This is a genomic window from Pseudocitrobacter corydidari (genome assembly GCF_021172065.1).
Taxonomy (GTDB): Bacteria; Pseudomonadota; Gammaproteobacteria; order Enterobacterales; family Enterobacteriaceae; genus Pseudocitrobacter; species Pseudocitrobacter corydidari.
Genome location: NZ_CP087880.1, coordinates 1,251,676 through 1,271,234, shown reverse-complemented (window position 1 = coordinate 1,271,234; position 19,559 = coordinate 1,251,676). Strand labels below are relative to the sequence as shown.

18 protein-coding genes are annotated in these 19,559 nt (G+C 53.7%); 7 read left to right on the top strand and 11 right to left on the bottom strand.

Going from position 1 to position 19,559, the window contains the following annotated elements:
- Nucleotides 1-25 precede the first annotated feature (25 nt).
- A complete protein-coding gene (locus G163CM_RS05930; RefSeq protein ID WP_231827228.1) occupies nt 26-1,738 on the top strand; it encodes an ABC-F family ATP-binding cassette domain-containing protein in 1,713 nt (570 codons plus the stop codon).
- 213 nt (nt 1,739-1,951) lie between these two features.
- The gene (gene adhP / locus G163CM_RS05925) at nt 1,952-2,962 is read left to right on the top strand and encodes an alcohol dehydrogenase AdhP (RefSeq protein ID WP_231827227.1); all 1,011 of its coding nucleotides are present in this window, start codon (nt 1,952-1,954) and stop codon (nt 2,960-2,962) included.
- Nucleotides 2,963-2,976: 14 nt separating this feature from the next.
- On the opposite strand, the gene araJ is transcribed toward adhP, so the two are convergent.
- Nucleotides 2,977-4,152, bottom strand: a complete 1,176-nt coding sequence (gene araJ, locus G163CM_RS05920; protein WP_231827226.1) for an MFS transporter AraJ — start codon at nt 4,150-4,152, stop codon at nt 2,977-2,979.
- Between the two features lie 245 nt (nt 4,153-4,397).
- On the opposite strand from araJ, the gene G163CM_RS05915 reads away from it, so the two are divergent.
- Nucleotides 4,398-4,565 (top strand): type II toxin-antitoxin system CcdA family antitoxin, encoded by a 168-nt coding sequence (locus G163CM_RS05915; protein WP_231827225.1) that lies wholly within the window; start codon nt 4,398-4,400, stop codon nt 4,563-4,565.
- The gene (locus G163CM_RS05910) at nt 4,562-4,885 is read left to right on the top strand and encodes a CcdB family protein (protein ID WP_015964368.1); all 324 of its coding nucleotides are present in this window, start codon (nt 4,562-4,564) and stop codon (nt 4,883-4,885) included. Before G163CM_RS05915 ends, G163CM_RS05910 begins: the two co-directional genes overlap by 4 nt.
- Nucleotides 4,886-4,939: 54 nt before the next feature.
- On the opposite strand, the gene fdnI is transcribed toward G163CM_RS05910, so the two are convergent.
- The 3 genes from fdnI to fdnG are packed head-to-tail and all read right to left on the bottom strand — an operon-like array spanning nt 4,940 to nt 9,531.
- On the bottom strand, nt 4,940-5,593 hold the full coding sequence (gene fdnI, locus G163CM_RS05905; protein ID WP_231827224.1) for a formate dehydrogenase-N subunit gamma: 654 nt from the start codon (nt 5,591-5,593) through the stop codon (nt 4,940-4,942).
- The gene (fdxH, locus tag G163CM_RS05900) at nt 5,586-6,473 is read right to left on the bottom strand and encodes a formate dehydrogenase subunit beta (protein WP_015964366.1); all 888 of its coding nucleotides are present in this window, start codon (nt 6,471-6,473) and stop codon (nt 5,586-5,588) included. Before fdxH ends, fdnI begins: the two co-directional genes overlap by 8 nt.
- Nucleotides 6,474-6,483: 10 nt before the next feature.
- Complete coding sequence (fdnG, locus tag G163CM_RS05895; RefSeq protein WP_231827223.1) at nt 6,484-9,531, bottom strand: formate dehydrogenase-N subunit alpha; 3,048 nt, start codon at nt 9,529-9,531, stop codon at nt 6,484-6,486.
- Between the two features lie 221 nt (nt 9,532-9,752).
- Here fdnG and yddG point away from each other — a divergent pair, with 221 nt between their 5' ends.
- Complete coding sequence (gene yddG, locus G163CM_RS05890) at nt 9,753-10,631, top strand: aromatic amino acid DMT transporter YddG (RefSeq protein WP_231827222.1); 879 nt, start codon at nt 9,753-9,755, stop codon at nt 10,629-10,631.
- Here yddG and benD read toward each other — a convergent pair.
- The 7 genes from benD to G163CM_RS05855 form a co-directional block, all read right to left on the bottom strand.
- Nucleotides 10,628-11,401 (bottom strand): benzoate diol dehydrogenase BenD, encoded by a 774-nt coding sequence (gene benD, locus G163CM_RS05885; protein ID WP_231827221.1) that lies wholly within the window; start codon nt 11,399-11,401, stop codon nt 10,628-10,630. The two genes, yddG and benD, sit on opposite strands and share 4 nt — an antisense overlap.
- A gap of 9 nt (nt 11,402-11,410) precedes the next feature.
- The gene (gene benC, locus G163CM_RS05880) at nt 11,411-12,427 is read right to left on the bottom strand and encodes a benzoate 1,2-dioxygenase electron transfer component BenC (RefSeq protein WP_231827220.1); all 1,017 of its coding nucleotides are present in this window, start codon (nt 12,425-12,427) and stop codon (nt 11,411-11,413) included.
- 9 nt (nt 12,428-12,436) lie between these two features.
- Nucleotides 12,437-12,922, bottom strand: coding sequence for a benzoate 1,2-dioxygenase small subunit (gene benB, locus G163CM_RS05875; RefSeq protein ID WP_231827219.1), 486 nt, complete (start codon nt 12,920-12,922; stop codon nt 12,437-12,439).
- Complete coding sequence (locus G163CM_RS05870; RefSeq protein ID WP_231827218.1) at nt 12,909-14,303, bottom strand: Rieske 2Fe-2S domain-containing protein; 1,395 nt, start codon at nt 14,301-14,303, stop codon at nt 12,909-12,911. The genes benB and G163CM_RS05870 overlap by 14 nt, the downstream gene beginning before the upstream one ends.
- Before the next feature lie 61 nt (nt 14,304-14,364).
- Nucleotides 14,365-15,294 carry a catechol 1,2-dioxygenase gene (gene catA, locus G163CM_RS05865; protein WP_231827217.1) on the bottom strand — a complete coding sequence of 310 codons (930 nt, stop codon included), beginning with the start codon at nt 15,292-15,294 and terminating at the stop codon, nt 14,365-14,367.
- Between the two features lie 74 nt (nt 15,295-15,368).
- Nucleotides 15,369-15,659, bottom strand: a complete 291-nt coding sequence (gene catC / locus G163CM_RS05860; protein WP_015964357.1) for a muconolactone Delta-isomerase — start codon at nt 15,657-15,659, stop codon at nt 15,369-15,371.
- Nucleotides 15,660-15,667: 8 nt separating this feature from the next.
- On the bottom strand, nt 15,668-16,786 hold the full coding sequence (locus G163CM_RS05855; protein ID WP_231827216.1) for a muconate cycloisomerase family protein: 1,119 nt from the start codon (nt 16,784-16,786) through the stop codon (nt 15,668-15,670).
- A gap of 255 nt (nt 16,787-17,041) precedes the next feature.
- On the opposite strand from G163CM_RS05855, the gene G163CM_RS05850 reads away from it, so the two are divergent.
- Entirely contained in the window at nt 17,042-17,839 is a 798-nt protein-coding gene (locus G163CM_RS05850; protein ID WP_231827215.1) for an IclR family transcriptional regulator domain-containing protein, read from the top strand.
- Nucleotides 17,840-18,147: 308 nt separating this feature from the next.
- Complete coding sequence (locus G163CM_RS05845) at nt 18,148-19,536, top strand: NarK family nitrate/nitrite MFS transporter (RefSeq protein WP_231827214.1); 1,389 nt, start codon at nt 18,148-18,150, stop codon at nt 19,534-19,536.
- Nucleotides 19,537-19,559: the final 23 nt, after the last annotated feature.

Here is a 19,559-nt window from a genome sequence, read left to right as displayed (position 1 = left end):
GCCTGTAATTCTTGGGTAAGCAACAATGAGTACACTACTAACCGCGCAATCATTACGTGTTGATACGGCGTTTGCTACGCTTTTCGACGGTCTCTCCTTTACCCTAAAACAGGGTGACCGTATTGGGCTACTTGGCGATAACGGCAGTGGCAAAAGTACGCTACTAAAAGTTCTGGATGGCACCTCACAGCCCGCCTCCGGCAATGTGGCAATCGCAAATCGCTGTCTGATGGCTCGCGTTGAGCAACATCTTCCCGAAGCGGTTTATACCCTATCACTGCTGGAAGCCGTACTTGCCGGGCTCCCCGCCCACGCCCGTGATGCTGAACGCTGGCGCGGCGAAAGCTTGCTGGCGGAGATGGGCTTTAGTACGCAGGAAACAACACTCACCAGCGCTACGCTGAGCGGCGGACAACACACACGTTTGATGCTGGCGCGCGCGTTAATCCATCAACCCGATTTACTGCTGCTGGATGAACCCAGTAACCATCTTGATCTGCCCACGCTGCTATGGCTGGAACAATTTCTGTTGCGCTGGTCCGGGAGTTTTATTCTGGTCTCGCATGACCGACAGCTGCTGGATACCGTTACTAATGGCAGCTGGATTTTGCGCGATAAAACGCTGCACTGCTTCGCCCTTCCCTGTAGTCAGGCCCGGCTTGCCCTGGCGGCTAAAGATGAAAGCGACATTCTGCGGCGTAAAGCGGAACAAAAAGAGATAGAACGGGTAACAACAAGCGCTAAACGGCTGGCGACATGGGGCCGGGTCTACGATAACGAAGGACTGGCGCAAAAAGCGAAGCAGATGGAAAAACAGGTTGCCCGGCTCAAAGAGAACCAGACGGCAGTGACAGACGGTAACCCCTGGACGTTAACGCTGCGGGGCGATGCGCTGGCGGCAAATCGACTGCTCGACGTTGAAAATCTGTCGATTTCTCCCGACGTCGGATTGGCGCCGCTGTTCCACATTCAGGCCGCGAGGCTGAAAAGCGGCGACAGAGTTGCTCTCGTCGGCCATAACGGTTGTGGGAAATCTTCCCTGTTACGGACCCTCTGGCAACACGTATTATCTGGCAGCTGCAATGATGCGCTAAAACTGCATCCGCGTGTGACCGTCGGCTATTACGACCAGACTCTGCATCAGTTGCCCGATAATGCCACGCTGTTTGACGCACTTGATGCCTTTGCGCCGGATCCGGAAACACGCAAAAAAGCGTTATTACGGGCGGGTTTTCCGTGGCTTCGTCATGGGCAACGGGTGCACACGCTCAGCGGCGGCGAGCGTGCACGGCTACTGTTTGTCGGGCTCACCCTTGCCCGCTACCACCTGTTAATGCTCGATGAGCCCACGAACCATCTGGATATCGAGGGAAAAATCGCGCTGGCAGAAACCCTACAGCAATTTGCGGGCGGAGTATTATTGGTCAGTCATGACCGACAACTGATTACTGCCAGCTGCAATCGTTTTTGGCTGGTTGAAAACGGCTACCTCAGCGAATGGCATGATGCCGATGAGATGTTTACGCGAATCAGGGAAAAGCAGAGTTCAGTGAGTGCCCTAAGACCTCCGGCTGACACACCGCAACCTCAGCCAGACGATGCCGACGCGCTGCTGGAACGGCTCATCACGCTGGAATCGTGGTTAGCCGCCGATCTCGCCCGTAAAGCAAAACATCAGAAACCTCAGCTGCAACAGGCCTGGCGTCAGGAAATTGCGGTAATTCAATCTAAACTGTAAGCACACGCCTGGCAGGCCCCCTGCCAGGCTATTCTCACCAGGTCAAATACTCATTAGGCGTATTAAAGGAATATTTTGGTCTGGATAGGTAATTCTTAATAAGAATTATTACATTACATGTCTGAGCTATTGCATCTGAAGCAGAAAAACATTAATCCTTATGGAGTAATCACATGATTGCTCTGCAGAAATTCATCATAAAAGGAGAAATACATGAAGGCTGCTGTCGTCACAAAAGATCATCAGGTTGATGTCACCGAACGTACCCTGCGCCCGCTGAAACATGGTGAAGCGCTTCTGAAGATGGAATGCTGCGGCGTTTGCCACACCGATCTCCATGTAAAAAATGGCGATTTTGGCGACAAAACCGGCGTGATTCTGGGCCACGAAGGTATCGGGATTGTGAAAGAAGTCGGCCCGGGTGTGACCTCGCTGAAACCCGGCGACCGCGCAAGCGTCGCATGGTTCTTCCAGGGATGTGGGCACTGTGAATACTGTAACAGCGGTAATGAAACCCTGTGTCGCGAGGTGATTAATGCCGGTTACACCGCGGATGGTGGTATGGCGGAAGAGTGTATCGTCACCGCCGACTACTCCGTTAAAGTACCTGACGGTCTGGAATCCGCCGCGGCCAGCAGCATCACCTGTGCGGGCGTCACCACTTATAAAGCGGTAAAAATTTCCGGCATCAAACCGGGCCAGTGGATCGCTATCTACGGTCTGGGCGGCCTGGGCAACCTGGCGCTGCAATACGCCAAAAACGTCTTTAACGCCAAAGTTATCGCGCTTGACGTCAATGATGAACAGCTGAAACTGGCTGAAAGCATGGGCGCAGACTTAATCATCAACTCCCGTAGCCCGGATGCCGCAAAACTGGTGCAGGAAAAAACCGGTGGCGCGCATGCAGCAGTGGTTACCGCTGTCGCAAAAGCGGCTTTCAACTCCGCGGTTGATGCCGTTCGTGCCGGTGGCCGCGTAGTGGCTGTTGGTCTGCCGCCGGAAGCGATGAGCCTGGATATCCCGCGCCTGGTGCTGGACGGTATTCAGGTTGTGGGATCACTGGTCGGTACACGTCAGGATCTGACTGAAGCCTTCCAGTTTGCAGCCGAAGGGAAAGTGGTTCCTAAAGTTGCCTCTCGCCCGCTGGAAGATATCAACGCTATCTTCAAAGAGATGGAACAAGGCCAGATCCGTGGCCGTATGGTGATTGATTTCCGTAAATAAGCTGGATGCTCCCTCTATGCAGAGGGAGCAATAACCCTTTCGTGACGGCGATTCTTCACATAACCGTACGCCAGCAGCGCTGACATCGCCGAGAACGACAGTAACGCCGCCGGTAAGGCCACATAGTTGTAGGCAAAGCCCAGCGTCAGCATCATGCCACCGCAATAAGCCCCCACTGCGCTACCCAGGTTAAAGGCCATTTGCCCACCCGCGGCACCAAGCATCTCCCCGCCCTTCGCATTTTGCAGCAGCAGGATCTGCAACGGCGCAGAAAGCGCAAACAACCCCGCACAGCAAATGAACGCCAGCCCCAGTGCCGCGCCTTTAACATCGGCAAACAGAAACAGCATCACTAACGAAAGCACAATAATGCCATCGGTGGTAGCGGCGATGCGTAACGGGCTAAAACGCGCGGAAAGTTTCCCGCTCACAATGTTGCCCAGCACCATCCCCAGACCGACAAACATCATAATGAAGGTCATAAAGGTTTCCGTGAAGCCGGTAACATACAGCATGTAGGGTTTGATATAACTAAACCAGGCAAAGACGCCCGCGTTGCCAAAAAGGGTAGCCAGAAAGATTAACCACGGCTCTGGCGCTTTCAGGAAACGGAACTGCTCGCTCAGGCGCGCATCGGACTTATCAAACAGGTCAGGTACCCAAAAGATAATCGATGCGATAACGATGACATCAAACGCGGCAATCAACAGAAACGTATAGCGCCAACTGAAGGCGTGACCGAGCCAGGTACCGATCGGAATACCCAGTAAATTCGCTACCGTCATCCCGGAGACCATCCCGGCTACCGCCATCGTGACCTTACCCGGCGGCGCGATTTTCGACAAAATGATCGCCCCAACGCCAAAAAAGGCACCGTGCGGGAAACCGGAGACCAGCCTGCCGATGGCCAGCATGGTGTACGAAGATGAAAAAGTGAAAATCGCGTTGCCTAGCACGCATAGCGCGGCCAGGAATAGCAGAATATGCTTGAGGGAAAAGCGACTGGAGAACAGCGCAATAATCGGCGCGCCAATCACCACGCCAAAGGCATAGAACGAGATCATGTGCCCGGCGGAAGGAATCGAGATCTGCGTATCACGCGCCAGATCCGTCAACACGCCCATAATGCCGAACTCCGCCATTCCCAGGCCAAAAGTACCAAGCGCTAACGAAAAAACCGTCTTTTTCATACCACAACCACGTGTTAATTATTTGCGGCAGACATTATTGAACATTCATCCGACGCAAACCAGCGCAAAATCCCCGCTGGCGCGATTGTCCATATATTCAGTTTTTGAATTAATATACCGGTGTAAATGTAACGCGTTGCTATATTGTGGAAGCAGCTACGCAAATTAATAAACTCACGATGAAAGGCGCTTGCCTTTTAAATGGGGGAAACGATAATCAGCGCATTAACGATAAGGAGATAGAAATGAAAATTTCAGCAACGAAAAAAACGCAACAAAGCGAGAACTACCCTCACCACAATGATGCTGACGAAAAGCGGCAGCACGATAAAGAGTTCATGCAAGCCATGAATCAATTAATCGAAAAACATGGAATTTTCGCCTGTGACGAAATATTTACGGAGTTACAATGACAGAACAATTTGATGTATATCGTAATCCCATTAGGGAAACCAATAAAATGTGGCCGTATTACATCATTGTTCAAAATGATTGTTACAACGATCTTTCCCGAAGAGTTATTATGCCTATGATGAATAATAAATTGGTTCCTCTCTGGCAACAGGCTATCGCGCCCAAAGTGAATATCGATTTTGAAACCTATCAGCTTTTCGCACCGCTGCTGACCAATATTGATGTTAGAAAAATCGCTCCGGCGGACTACATCTGCAACCTGCGCAGCGCCCGGAACGACGTTATCCACGCCATCGACTCGCTTATCACCAACACCTGAATGCAAAAATCCCCCGCACCTTGCAGCACGGGGGAGCGTATTCACGTCAGGCCCTTACAGCCCTTCGTTAGTCTCTTTTTTCGCTTCCATACGCTCGACATCACGATACCAGCGCGGGTGATGTTTCTTCGCCCAGCGGCGGCTCACCTTGCCTTCAATCATGCCCTTAATCGATCCTTTCACCCAGAAAGCCATATACATATGGATAAGGATGGCGTGAATCAAAATAATGGCTGAAGTCGCGTGTAAAAGCAGACTGTAGCGCACTACCTGAATCGGGAAATAGTGCGCAAAGTACGGACGCCAGATGATAATTCCGGTCACCAGCAATACGAAAATCATACTCATGATGGTCCAGAACATCATTTTCTGCCCGGCGTTATATTTACCAACGCGCGCTACTTTGTGCTCGTTACCCTTCAGAACTTCAACAATCCCTTTCACCCAGGGAATATCTTCTTTGTCCGGAATGTTGTGATGCACAAAGCGGAAGAACATCAGCATCAGCAGCACGAAGATCAGGACACCGAAGAACGGGTGCAGAATACGCCCCATTTGCGGTGTACCGAAAGTTTCGGTAAGCCATTGCAGCGTCGGGAAGAAGAACGAAATCCCCGACAGCGACACCAGGAAGAAGGCAATCACCACCGTCCAGTGACAGGCGCGGTCAATAAATTTGGTGCGCACAATCATTTTCGACTTACTCATGGCTGTCATCCTCTTCGTCGTCATCCACTTCTTTATTCGGGCCAATACCGATGTAGTGATAAATCAGCCCGGCGAAGGTGGCGATGAACCCGGCGGCGGAGAGCGGCTTCAGCGCCCCTTTCCACAGGTTGATGCTGGTATCGATGCTCGGATCTTTTGGCAGCTTATGATACAGCTCCGGCTGATCCGCATGATGCAGAACATACATCACGTGCGTACCGCCCACGCCCTGCGGGTTATAAATGCCCGCATTGGCGTAGCCGCGTGCTTTTAGCTTATCGACACGTTCCTGCGCCACATCCAGCATCTCTTTCTTGGTGCCGAAGTGAATCGCCCCGGTTGGGCAGGTTTTCACACAGGCTGGCTCCTGGCCCACGCTGACGCGGTCCACACAGAGAGTGCATTTGTATACCCGGTTATCCTCTTTATTGAGGCGCGGAATATTAAACGGACACCCGGCGATGCAGTAGCCGCAGCCAATGCAGTTATCCTGCTGGAAGTCGACGATCCCGTTGGCGTACTGGATGATTGCCCCGGCAGACGGGCACGCCTTCAGGCAGCCCGGATCTTCACAGTGCATGCAGCCATCTTTACGAATCAGCCACTCCAGTTTGCCGTTCTGTTCAGTCTCGCTAAAACGCATCACCGTCCAGGACTTGGCGCTTAAATCCGCAGGGTTATCATAGACACCCACACAGTGGCCCACCTCATCGCGGATATCATTCCACTCTGAGCAGGCCACCTGGCAGGCTTTACAGCCCACGCAGGAGGAGACATCAATCAGCTTTGCCACTTCCTCTTTATAATCCCGCGCACGCGGCGCGGGAGTAATCGGGTTCGTCGCAGAGCGTTTGATAATATCCTGAGATTGCATATCCATCGTTCGCTCCTTAAGCCTTCTCGATGTTCACCAGAAACGCCTTATATTCCGGCGTTTGCGAGTTCGAATCGCCGACATTAGGCGTCAGGGTATTAGCGATATAGCCTTTACGGGCCACGCCTTCATAACCCCAGTGCAGCGGGATGCCTACCGTTTCCACCTGTTGCCCATGAACGTTCAGGGTCTGCAGACGACGCGTCACCACCGCCACGGCGCGGATAAAGCCACGCTTGCTGCTGACGGTCACCCGATCGCCATTAGCAATCCCTTTGGCTTTGGCCAGGTTTTCACTAATTTCGACGAACTGTTCCGGCTGCGCAATGGCGTTCAGGCGCGCATGCTTGGTCCAGGTGTGGAAATGCTCGGTCAGGCGATAGGTCGTTCCCACATACGGGAATTTATCTTTTTTACCCATCCGCAGCGCATCGTCTTCGTACAGTCGAACCACCGGGCTCGAAATAACGTTCGGGTGCAGCGGGTTGGTGCCCAGCGGCGTTTCCATCGGCTCGTAGTGTTCCGGGAACGGACCTTCAGCCAGCTTATCGATAGCAAACAGACGGCCCAGCCCTTCCGGCTGCATGATAAACGGCCCGGTATCGCTACCCGGTGCGGCGGTGTTGAAGTCCGGAATATCGTTCCCGACCCATTTCGCGCCATTCCATTTAATCAGCATCCGTTTCGGATCCCACGGTTTACCCTGCGGATCGGCAGAGGCGCGGTTGTACAGCACACGGCGGTTCAGCGGCCACGCCCATGCCCAGCCGAGGGTATTCCCCAGGCCAGACGGATCGGCGTTATCGCGGTTCGCCATCTGGTTACCCTGCTCTGTCCAGCTACCGGTGTAAATCCAGCAGGAAGAGGCTGTCGAACCGTCGTCGCGCAGCAGCGCGAAGCTGTTGAGCAACTGGCCTTTTTTCGCCACCAGCTGACCGTTAGCATCATAGAGATCTTCCAGCGCGTAGCCGTTGTTCTCTTTCGCCACTTCTTCCGATTCCGGGCGATCCGGCTGCTTGTAGTTCCAGCTCATTTTCAGCAGCGGTTCAGCGCCTTTTCCGCCTTCGGTGCTGTACATCTCACGCAGGCGATGATAAATACCGGCCAGAATTTCGCCGTCGTTCAGCGCTTCTCCCGGCGGCTCTGCGCCTTTCCAGTGCCATTGCAACCAGCGGCCAGAGTTGGCGATAGAGCCATCCTCTTCCGCAAAGCAGGTTGACGGCAGACGGAAGACTTCGGTCTGAATCGTTGACGGATCAACATCGTTCGATTCGCCGTGGTTCTGCCAGAACGTCGAAGTTTCGGTAACTAATGGATCGATAACCACCATGTATTTCAACTTGCTCAGTGCGCGGACGGTTTTGTTTTTGTCCGGGAAGCTGGCGACCGGGTTAAAGCCCTGGCAGATATAGCCATTCACTTTGCCGTGGTCCATCATGTTGAAATACTTAATCACGTCATAGGCCTGGTCCCACTTCGGCAACCAGTCGAAGCCCCAGCCGTTCTCTTTCTGCGCCGCATCACCGTAGAACGCTTTCATCAGGCTGACGTAGAACTTCGGATAGTTACCCCAGTAGTTCACCTGGTCTGCGCGCGTGGCTTTCGGCGTGTTGGCCGTCAGATACGTTTGCAGGTCAGTCTGTTTATCCGACGGCAGCGTCAGATAACCCGGCAGGCTGGTAGAAAGCAGCCCAAGGTCCGTTAAGCCCTGAATGTTGGAGTGACCGCGCAGGGCGTTCACGCCGCCGCCTGCCATCCCCATGTTGCCGAGCAGCAACTGAATCATCGCCATGGTACGAATGTTCTGCGCACCGACGGTGTGCTGCGTCCAGCCGAGCGCGTACAGGAACGTGGTCGTCCGGTCAGCCGCGCTGGTTGATGCCAGCACTTCACAGACCTTCAGGAAGTCCGCTTTCGGCGTACCGCAGATGTTTTCCACCACGTCCGGCGTATAGCGAGAAACGTGATGCTTCAGCAGATTCCATACACAACGAGGATGCGTCAGCGTGTCGTCGCGTTTGGCATAGCCGTTTTCATCGAACTGATAGTTCCAGGACGTTTTATCATACTGACGTTTGCTTTCGTCGTAGCCGCTGAACAGGCCGTCTTCGAAGCCAAAATCATCCCGCACCAGCAGGCTGGCGTTGGTGTAGCTCTTAACGTATTCGGCGTTAATTTTGTTGTTTTCGATCAGATACAGCAGTACGCCAGACAGGAACGTGATGTCCGTACCGGAACGAATTGGCGCGTAGATATCCGCCACCGAGGCGGTACGCGTAAAGCGTGGATCGACGACGATAAGCGTCGCATCGTTATTGTTTTTGGCTTCCATCGCCCAGCGGAAACCCACCGGATGCGCTTCAGCGGCGTTGCCGCCCATTACCATTACAACGTTGGCGTTTTTGATATCAACCCAGTGGTTGGTCATCGCACCGCGACCAAATGTTGGAGCAAGACTTGCTACCGTTGGTCCGTGTCAGACGCGCGCCTGGTTGTCTACCGCCAGCATGCCGAGAGAGCGCACAAACTTCTGCGTCAGCATACCGGTCTCATTACTTGCCGCCGATGCACAGAGCATCCCGGTCGACAACCAACGGTTTACGGCCACGCCCTGATCGTTTTTCTCGATAAAGTTGGCGTCGCGGTCCGCTTTCATCAGCTTCGCGATGCGTTCAAACGCTTCGTTCCAGCTGATGCGCTGCCATTTGTTGGAGCCTGGCGCACGGTATTCCGGGTAACGCAGGCGGTTTTCACTGTGGATGTAATCCAGCAGGCCCGCCCCTTTTGGGCATAACGCCCCACGGCTGACCGGATGATCCGGGTCACCTTCAATATGATAGATGGCTTCGCGGGTATTTTTTGCCCCATCGCCCAGGCTATACATTAATAGCCCACAACCCACAGAGCAGTAAGTACAGGTATTACGGACTTCTTTGGCTTTCAGCAGTTTGAAATTACGTGCCTGAGCCAGCGCCATTTTAGGCATAAAGCCCAGCGCCGCTGCCGTTGTACCCGCCATACCGCCCGCGCAGATTTTAAAAAATTTCCTGCGGCTGACGTCCATTGCTTTCCTCGTTATTGGAATGTAACGTAGGCAGGCAAATTAACAGCTATACCCCTGCGTTTTTTGCGTCAAATCAAACTCAAATAGATCTGCCCCCTTAATAGTCAGGGTCATTGATTTTCATTAACTCTTTAGTAGTACATTCCCCGGAAATTATTCTCCGTCAACCTGTAAAAAGTGCTATAAACGAGGTTTGCTCAATTTAAGCACCTCAATTTGTGATGAATAAAAAGAAAGCAACGCTGATTGGCCTGCTAGCCATTCTGTTATGGAGTACGATGGTCGGGCTGATTCGCGGCGTCAGCGAAGGTCTTGGCCCGGTTGGCGGCGCGGCCATGATCTATACTCTGAGCGGTCTACTGTTGATGTTTACCGTCGGCTTTCCTGACCTTCGCCAGTTTTCACGCCGTTATCTGCTGGCGGGCTGCGTGCTGTTTGTGAGCTATGAAATATGTCTGGCGCTGTCGCTCGGATTTGCCGGTACGCGCCAGCAGGCCATTGAAGTGGGGATGGTCAATTATTTATGGCCGAGCCTGACGATTCTGTTCGCCATTATTTTCAACGGGCAGAAAAGTAACTTTTTGATTATTCCCGGCCTGGGATTATCACTGCTAGGCGTCAGTTGGGTACTGGGCGGCGATCGCGGGCTAAATATTGATGAAATTATCAGCAACGTTATTTCCAGCCCGCTAAGCTATATTCTCGCCTTTACCGGGGCTTTCATCTGGGCGGCCTACTGTACGGTGACGGCGAAATATGCCAATGGCAAAAATGGCATTACGCTGTTTATTCTGCTGACTGCCGTTACGCTATGGATAAAGGTTTTCTTCAGCACGCAGCCCGATATGGCCTTCAGCCTGCCGGTGGTGATTAAGCTTGGCATGTGCGCGATCGCACTGGGCTTTGGCTATGCGGCCTGGAACGTGGGGATCCTGCACGGTAACGTCAGCCTGCTGGCGACGGCCTCGTATCTGACGCCGGTGCTTTCCGCTGCGCTGGCGGCAATGTTACTGAGCGAATCCCTCTCATGGGCATTCTGGCAAGGGGCCTGCATGGTTTGCGCAGGCTCCCTGCTCTGCTGGTACGCTACCCGGCGTTAACCGAGGTCGCCACCTGCCACCGGCAATACCACGCCGGTGATGTAGCTGGCTTCATCGCTGGCGAGGAACAGAATGGCATGCGCCTGTTCATCCAGCGTGCCGTAACGGTGCAGTAAACTACTCTGCACCGTTTGATCCACCACCTGCTGATACCACGCTTTTTCCTGCTCGCTCGGCTGCTCCGTGTTACGCGGGGTTAACCGCGCCGGGGCCTCTGTTCCACCGGGCGCAACGGCATTAATACGAATGCCAGCCTCGCTATACTCCATCGCAATGGAGCGCGTCAGGGCATTAACACCGCCTTTCGCCGCCGAATACGGCACGCGATTCACGCCGCCAGTCGCCACCGAAGAGATATTGACGATACTGCCTTTGCCCTGCGCCAGCATATACGGCAGCACGGCACGGCACCCCCATAGCGTCGGGAAAAGCGAGCGTCGTACTTCCGCTTCAATCTGCGCGGGCTGATACTCGGCAAACGGGCGCGCCCAGATGGTGCCACCGACGTTGTTCACCAGCGCATCAATTCGGCCAAAGTGCGCGACGCCTGCGGCAAATACCTGTTCCGTGCTTTCCCACTGCTCAAGATCGGCTTCCAGCGCCAGCACGTGGTGCCCGGCAGCAGACAATTCCGCCGCCAGTTCATGAACGTATTGCGAGCGGTCGATAAGCAGCAGCGCCGCGCCCTGTTCCGCCGCCAGCTCCGCCGTGCGGCGGCCAATACCCTGCGCCGCGCCGGTAATTGCCATCACTTTATTGCTAAATCGCATGATTACTCCTTATGCCGCCGCACTCTGGCTGGCGATAAATTTCTCATACCAGAATCCAGCCGGGTTAACGCCCAGCGCCTGCAACGTAGAGGTGACGGCGTTCACCATCGGCGGCGGCCCGCAGAGGTAAATATCAACATCGCCTTCATTGAGCATCTTGCTGGTAAAGTGTTCCGTCACGTAGCCTTTTTGCGGGCAGGCGCTTTCGCTGGCAGCCACCACCGGCAGCCAGCTAAACCCCGGCAACTGCGTGGCAAAACTCTCGAGCAACTCACCCAGCACCAGGTCGTCGTCGCTATTCACACCGTAAAGCAAGGTAATGTCGCGCGTGCTTTGCTGCTGTACCAGGGTATGCAGCATCGCCAGCATCGGCGCCAGCCCGGTGCCACCTGCCAGCATCAGTAGCGGGCGTTCGCCGTCACGCAGATAAAAACTGCCCATCGGCCCGGTCAGGCTCAGAGGTGCACCCGCCACCGCTTTATGGCTTAACCACTGGCTCATCAGGCCGCCCGGTACGTTACGAATCAGGAAACTGCCTTCGTTACTGCCCGGTAATGAGCTAAAGGAGTAAGCACGCACCTGCGGCGTACCCGGTACCTGAATATTGATGTACTGACCAGGCAGGAAATTGAGGCTTCCGTCGGTTTCCACCACCAGTTCAATGGCGCTCTCAGACAACGCCGTGACGCGTTTCACCGTGGCATTAAACGAGGAGATCCCCGTTTTGCACGCCGCTGCGGCGACGGGCACATCAAGCACGCAATCGCTGTCCGGGATCATCTGGCAGGTCAGCACCTGACGCGCCTGCGCTTCGTCTTCATCCAGCGCCTCTTCCAGATAATCCTCGCCCAGCGAGTAGTTGCCGCTTGGACAATGACACTTACAGGTGCCGCACACACCGTCGGAGCAATCCATCGGCAGGTTAACTTTCTGGCGATACGCGGCGTCGAGCACCTTCTCCCCGGCGTTACATTGAATAAACCGGGTGACGCCGTCTTCAAAATTGAGCGCTATGGTATAGCTCATAAGCACCTCTTAAACATGGTAAACATCAATAACCTGACGAATGTAGTCGTTGTTCAGACGGATCGTTTTGCGCACAATTTGCGGCAGGCCTTCCCCCGCAATCAGCGTGCAGAACGTGGTGCCAAAGTAGCAATCCGTTTGTTGATAACGGTGGCTGTAGGTCACCCAGTTGTAGCGCACGTCCACGCCCTGTTCACTCTGCCCGGTGATTTCGATATTACTGATCATATGGGTGGTGCGCGGCTCCGGCGTGCTGGCGCCAGAACGCTCAGTTTTGATGCGGTAAACCCTGTCCTCCAGCCCCTCGCGGTTCGGATAGTAAATCAGTGAAATTTCGCGCTGCGGGTCGGTGGTCAGCTTGTCATCATCCCCCCAGGCGGGCATCCAGTAGACCACTTTTGGGCTGTAGCATGCGATCCACTCATCCCATTGACGGTCGTCCAGCAGCCTGGCCTCGTGATACAAAAATTCTTTAACCTGATCACACGTCAGCATCGGCCACCTCCACACGCTGGGTAATTGACGCATCGTAGCGCTGCTGTTCTTTCTCCAGCGCGGCCAGCATCACCGTCTGCCAGTGATGGTGATGGGCGATGTACAGCGCTTCATCTTCCGATTTCACGCCGCTCAAAATGGGTTTAAAACCGGACTCATTGGCATGCTCATCGGGGCCATCGACCCAGTGCAGCGCACCGCGACTGAGGTCGCTCCATGCCAGATTTTCCCCGAGGTACCCGCGCTGGCAGGCGCTGAACTCTTCGAGATCGTCTGGCGTGCCCATACCGCTGACGTTGAAGAAATCTTCGTACTGCCGAATACGCAGCGCGCGCGCCTTGTCCGGCTCGCCCTTCGGGCCAAAGCACCAGATGGTGACTTCCGTTTTATCGACGGAAATGGGGCGAATCACGCGGATCTGCGTGGAGAACTGATCCATCAGATAGACGTTCGGATAAATGCACAGATTGCGCGTCTCATTGACCATCTGCCCGGCGCGGTTGTCACCGAATTCCGCTTTAAGACGATCGTAGTGGGCGAAAACCGGACGCACTTCCGGGTTCAGAGCACGCGTCCACAGCAGCATATGGCCGTTTTCAAAGCCGTAGCCGCCGCCCACGCTTTTCGACCAGCCGTTCGCATCCACCGCGTGCGTGCCTTCCGCTTCATAGTTTCGGCGTGACATGGTAGAGGCGTAGTTCCAGTGCACGACGCTCACGTGATAACCATCAGCGCCGTTTTCTGCGCCCAGTTTCCAGTTACCTTCGTACACGTAGCTGGAAGAGCCTTTCAGCACTTCCAGACCTTCCGGCGCCTGGTCAACAATCAGGTCGATAATTTTCAGCGTTTCACCCAGGTAATCGGACAGCGGCTGAACATCATCACTCAAGCTGCCGAACAGGAAGCCGCGATACGACTCAAAACGCGGCAGTTTTTTCAGGTCGTGCGAACCTTCATGCTTGAACGTTTCTGGATACCCGCCGGTACTCTCATCTTTCGCTTTCAGCAGCTTGCCGTTGTTGCTGAAGGTCCAGCCGTGGAACGGGCAGGTAAAAGAACTCTTGTTGCCTGTTTTACGCCGGCACAGCATCGCGCCACGGTGAGCGCAGCTGTTAATCATCGCGTGCAGCTCGTTTTTCTTATCACGGGTAATAATCACCGGCTGACGGCCCAGGGTTAAGGTGTAATAATCACCCGGCTCCGGGATCTGGCTTTCATGCGCCAGAAAAACCCAGTTACCTTCAAAGATATGTTTCATTTCAAAATCGAACATCGCCTGGTCGGTAAATATTGACCGGTGGCAACGATAAATATGATTTTCACGATCGACAATCAGTGCATTGCTGATTTTACTTTTTAGCGATGTCAGTGTTTTTTGCATAACGGTTTCTCCCGTAATTGCAAGGATAAAAATAGTGCAGGTGAACAGCGAGTGTTAAATATTATTCTTTTGCACGCGAGCGTGTAATTCGACCTTCTTCATCGACAGATAACGCTTTGCAGAGAGTAAAATCAAAGCGAATTTCCGTATGCGGACCTTCGAGGTCACGCTCACGAATTTTCTGTTCATCATTAACTTTAATCGGGTCCGCAATTAAGCCATCGCGCGTGGCGAAAGCAAAGTCATCCCACAAATATTCATCACCATTAAAGTTAATCTGGCTGGTTAAATGTTTATGACCCGGTGCGGATACAAAGAAGTGAATGTGTGCAGGACGGTTGCCGTGGCGACCTAACAGATCCAGCAGTTTTTGGGTAGGGCCATCTGGTGGGCAGCCATAGCCGGAAGGCATAATGGTACGCACGCTGTAGCGCCCGTCCGCGCCGGTTTGAATACGACGACGCAGGTTGTATTCGCTCTGACTCTGATCGAAGAAGGAGTAGTTGCCCAGCGTATTGGCGTGCCAGATATCCACAATGGCATTGGCGACTGGCTGGCCTTTGGTGTCGGTGACCACGCCGTGCAGCCACAGCGTTTCACCGGGATCTTTACCATCGTCCATTCGAGCGTGCCCCTGCGCCAGCGGCGCGTTAGCCACATACAGCGGCCCTTCAATGGTGCGTGGCGTGCCGCCAGTTTCACGCTGCTGTGCAGCATCAATGGCGTCCTGGCGTAAATCGAGGAAATGCTCCAGCCCAAGGCCCGCCGCTAATAACGCAGCTTCCTGACGACCGCCCAGTTCATGCAGATAATTAATGGCGTGCCAGAATTCTTCCTGGGTCACATTATAATCATCAATTAAACCACAAATATTTTCCAGCAGACGGTGGGTTATCGCTTTAAAACGTTCATTGCCCTCAGGGGAATTTAAACCGGCGCTTTCACGTAATAAAGCCTGTACTTCGTCTTGTTGTACGAATGAGTTAGTCATATTGTTATCTCACTTGTTATTGCTTGCAGGGAACAGAGAATGTCGGGGAGCACCCCCGACATGAGGTTATTATTTTATTTATCGTCGTCGCGAATGGATGAAGGATGACGGCACAGCGCATCGACCTGAATATCCATAAACGGATACAGCGGTAAACCCATTAAAATTTGATGCAGTTCATCCGCATCCTGAACATCGAAAATGCTGACGTTGGAATATAAACCGGCTACGCGCCAGATATGACGCCATTTTCCATCACGCTGTAATTGCTGCGAATAGGCTTTTTCTTTTTTCTTAATTTCATCCGCCTGCTCTACCGGAAAATCCAGCGGAATATTAACGGTCATTTCAACTTTAAATAACATGTTCTACCTCATCCTTTACGCGTATAAAAACGCAACTTATCTTCATCCAGTTCAATGCCCAACCCAGGCGTCTGCGGCAGCGTAACGTGCCCATCGGCAAAGGTCAGCGGTACGCTGATGACATCGTCTTTCAGCAGCAGTGGGCCAAACATTTCGCTACCCCAGGCCAGCGGAAGCGTTGACCAGGCATGCAGCGAGGCTACCGTCCCGACGCTGCCTTCCAGCATCGTTCCGCCATACAGGCCAATGCCCGCCGCCTGCGCCACGTGCGCCAGTTTTAGAACACTTTGCGGCCCGCCCGCTTTGGCAATTTTCAGCGCATAGGCGCCGGTAAAACCCTGCTGCGCCAGCTGATAACCATCGAAATGCGTGGAGACCGCTTCATCGGCCAGAATCGCCGTCTCGATAGTCTGGCTCAAACGCACCAGCGCGGCGTTATCGCGCGCCGAAACGGGCTGTTCAATCAGGTCAACGCCCATCGCCGCCAGTTCACGGCAGCCTTTCGCTCCGGTTGTCGCATCCCAGGCCTGGTTTACATCGACGCGGATACTGGCGCGATCGCCCAGTGCTTCGACGATCGCCGCCGTATGTTTGAGATCGGTTGCCAGCTCACGCGCGCCGATTTTCAACTTGAACGCCTGATGACGGCGAGACGCCAGCAGATTTTCCCCTTCGGCAATGTCTTTTGCCGTATCACCGCTCGCCAGCGTCCACAGCACCGGAATAGGCGTTTGCAATGCGCCGCCCAACAAGGCCGACACCGGCACGCCCAGTGATTTGCCCTGCGCATCCAGCAGCGCGGTTTCAATCGCTGATTTGGCAAAGGTATTGCCCTTCACGCTCTTTTCAATGCGATACAACAGCGCCTGTAAATTGTCCGCTGGCTGCCCCTGTAATAAGGGTGCCAGGTAACCGTCGATGGTAAGTTTGATAGCCTCAGGGCTTTCTACCCCGTAGCTCAGCCCACCAATGGTGGTCGCTTCACCAATCCCGGTGATGCCGTCTGAGCGGGTAATGCGAATGATCACCAGCGTCTGGCAGCCCATAGTAGTCATCGATAATTTGTGCGGGCGGATGGTCGGAACATCCACCAGCCAGCTTTCAATATGTTCTATCGTGGCGCTCATCTCTCTTCCTTTTACTTCTTATTGTTTTGGTCTTATCTCCACAGGGTGGCGATAACCTTGCTTTTGACAATAGATTTTCACAACAGGGGTGGTCAACGACGATAATCGAAATGTTGTGCGATTATCGACACGTTTGTTATAAGACAGTTAATAATGTGATCTTCGTGGGATATTGGGGAGATTCCTGCCTGCCGTTGCACCCGCGAGGTATAGTGACGCAGTGGGCATCGTTACCCCTGAATGGAGCGGGTTAAAATGAGCAATGAAATCAACGACTCCCTGGCGGCCAGGCAGGCTGAGCGGGACCCCAACTTTATGTTGTCTCTGGCCCGTGGCCTGGAGGTGCTGAGTGCCTTCACCCCACAACGTCAGCGATTAACAATCTCACAACTTAGTCAGAAAACCCAGATCTCCCGTGCGGCCGTTCGTCGCTGTTTGTACACCCTTGCGGCGCTGGGCATGGTGCATACGCCAGATGGCCGAACCTACGAGCTTTTGCCCCGCGTGCTGGCGGTGGGTCATGCCTATCTCGCCGGAACACCGCTGGCGAAAGCGGCGCAGCACTCCCTCGATATTCTTGGTCAGCAGTTGAATGAATCCTGTTCAGCCGCAACGCTTGATGGCGATAATGTACTGTACATCGCACGTACCGCCGTGAATAACTTGCTGAGTATTGATTTAGGACGCGGCAGTCGTTTGCCCGCCTGGGCGACCTCCATGGGCCGCGTGCTACTCAGTGCGCTGCCGGAAGAGCAACTAGAAGTGACACTGTCACGCGCCACGTTAATTCGCTACACGCCGCATACGCTGTGCGACAAAGAGTCCCTGCGTACGGAGATTGCCAAAGTGCGTATTCAGGGTTACGCCCTTGCTGACCGGCAGATAGAGGTAGGTCTTTGCTCGCTGGCAGTTCCGCTATTGTCTCGCAACGGTCAAATCGTGGCGGCGATGAATGTTGGTGTCCCGGCCTCCAGCATGGACGCCCAGGCGCTGAAGGAGAAAGCACTGGCTCCGCTAAGGCGAGCGGCGATGGAATTGTCGTTGCAGTTGTGAGAAGAACTGCCCCTCACCCCGGCCCTCTCCCGCAGGGAGAGGGAGTCCTACCCCATACTTCAGCTTCCCTGATATTTCCAGCATCTCCATTAAAACCGCACGCAAGCAACCAAACACTAACCTTTGAGTTACAATTAGTAACAATTGTTATCCCCCATAATACCCATGTCCTTCTCGTGGCGAGCTTTTCTTATCTATCCTTCATTCGAGACTCCAATAATACCGATTATTTGACGGCAAGCTGATTTGTACATATCAGCCGCCGTTATTGCTTGTTTTTCATTAATTACTGGCGCGTCGAGGGTGATATGTCACAACAAAATGAGAAAAATAATCATTATCTTTTAACCACGTGGAAACCGGAAAATGCGGCATTTTGGGAGAATAAAGGGCATAAAATCGCGCGAAAAAACCTTATTATTTCAGTAAGTTGTTTATTGCTTGCCTTCTGTGTCTGGATGCTCTTCAGTGCCGTTGCGGTCAATCTCAATAAAGTCGGCTTTAATTTCACCACCGATCAGCTCTTTTTATTAACTGCGTTACCTTCTCTCTCCGGCGCTATTTTACGCGTGCCCTACTCCTTTATGGTACCTATATTTGGCGGGCGATACTGGACGGTATTAAGCACCGTTATTCTGATTATTCCCTGCATCTGGCTGGGCATTGCCATTCAAAATACCCATACTCCTTTCGAAGTATTCATCGTCATTTCATTGCTGTGCGGTTTTGCCGGGGCGAACTTCGCTTCCAGCATGGGAAACATTAGCTTCTTTTATCCAAAAGCGAAGCAAGGCAGTGCGCTGGGCATCAATGGCGGGCTGGGTAACCTTGGCGTTAGCGTCATGCAGTTGGCCGCGCCGCTGGTGATTTTCCTGCCGATTTTTACCTTCCTGGGTGTTCATGGCGTCACCCAGGAAGACGGTTCTTCAATGTGGCTTACCAACGCCGCGTGGATCTGGGCCCCCCTGTTATTCATCGCGACCGTTGCCGCCTGGTTTGGCATGAATGACATTGCAAGCTCGAAGGCCTCGATAGCCGAGCAACTGCCCGTGCTGAAAAGCGGGCATATGTGGCTGTTAAGTCTGCTGTACCTCGCCACCTTCGGTTCGTTCATCGGCTTCTCGGCAGGCTTTGCGATGCTGGCGAAAACTCAGTTCCCGGATGTGAACATCCTGAAGCTCGCCTTCTTCGGGCCATTTATCGGCGCGCTGGCGCGTTCCTTTGGTGGCGTTATCTCCGACCGTCTCGGCGGCGTGCGCGTCACGCTGGTGAATTTTATCCTCATGGCCCTGTTCAGCGCCCTGTTGTTCCTTACCCTTCCCGGCTCCGGGCAGGGTAGCTTCCTGGCGTTTTATGTGGTCTTTATGGGACTGTTCCTGACCGCCGGATTAGGCAGCGGATCAACTTTCCAGATGATCGCCGTTCTCTTCCGTCAACTGACGATCGAAAAAATCAAAAAACGCGGCGGCAGCGATGAAGAAGCACAACATGCTGCGGTTACCGACACCGCCGCTGCGCTGGGCTTTATCTCTGCCATTGGTGCTGTAGGTGGTTTCTTCATACCGAAAGCCTTCGGCACCTCGCTGGCCCTCACCGGTTCCCCGGTCGGCGCGATGAAAATATTCCTCATCTTTTACATCGTTTGTGTGCTGGTGACCTGGCTGGTTTATGGTCGCCGTAAAGCGTCATCTCAATAATCAAAAATACCTGAGCAGTGTAA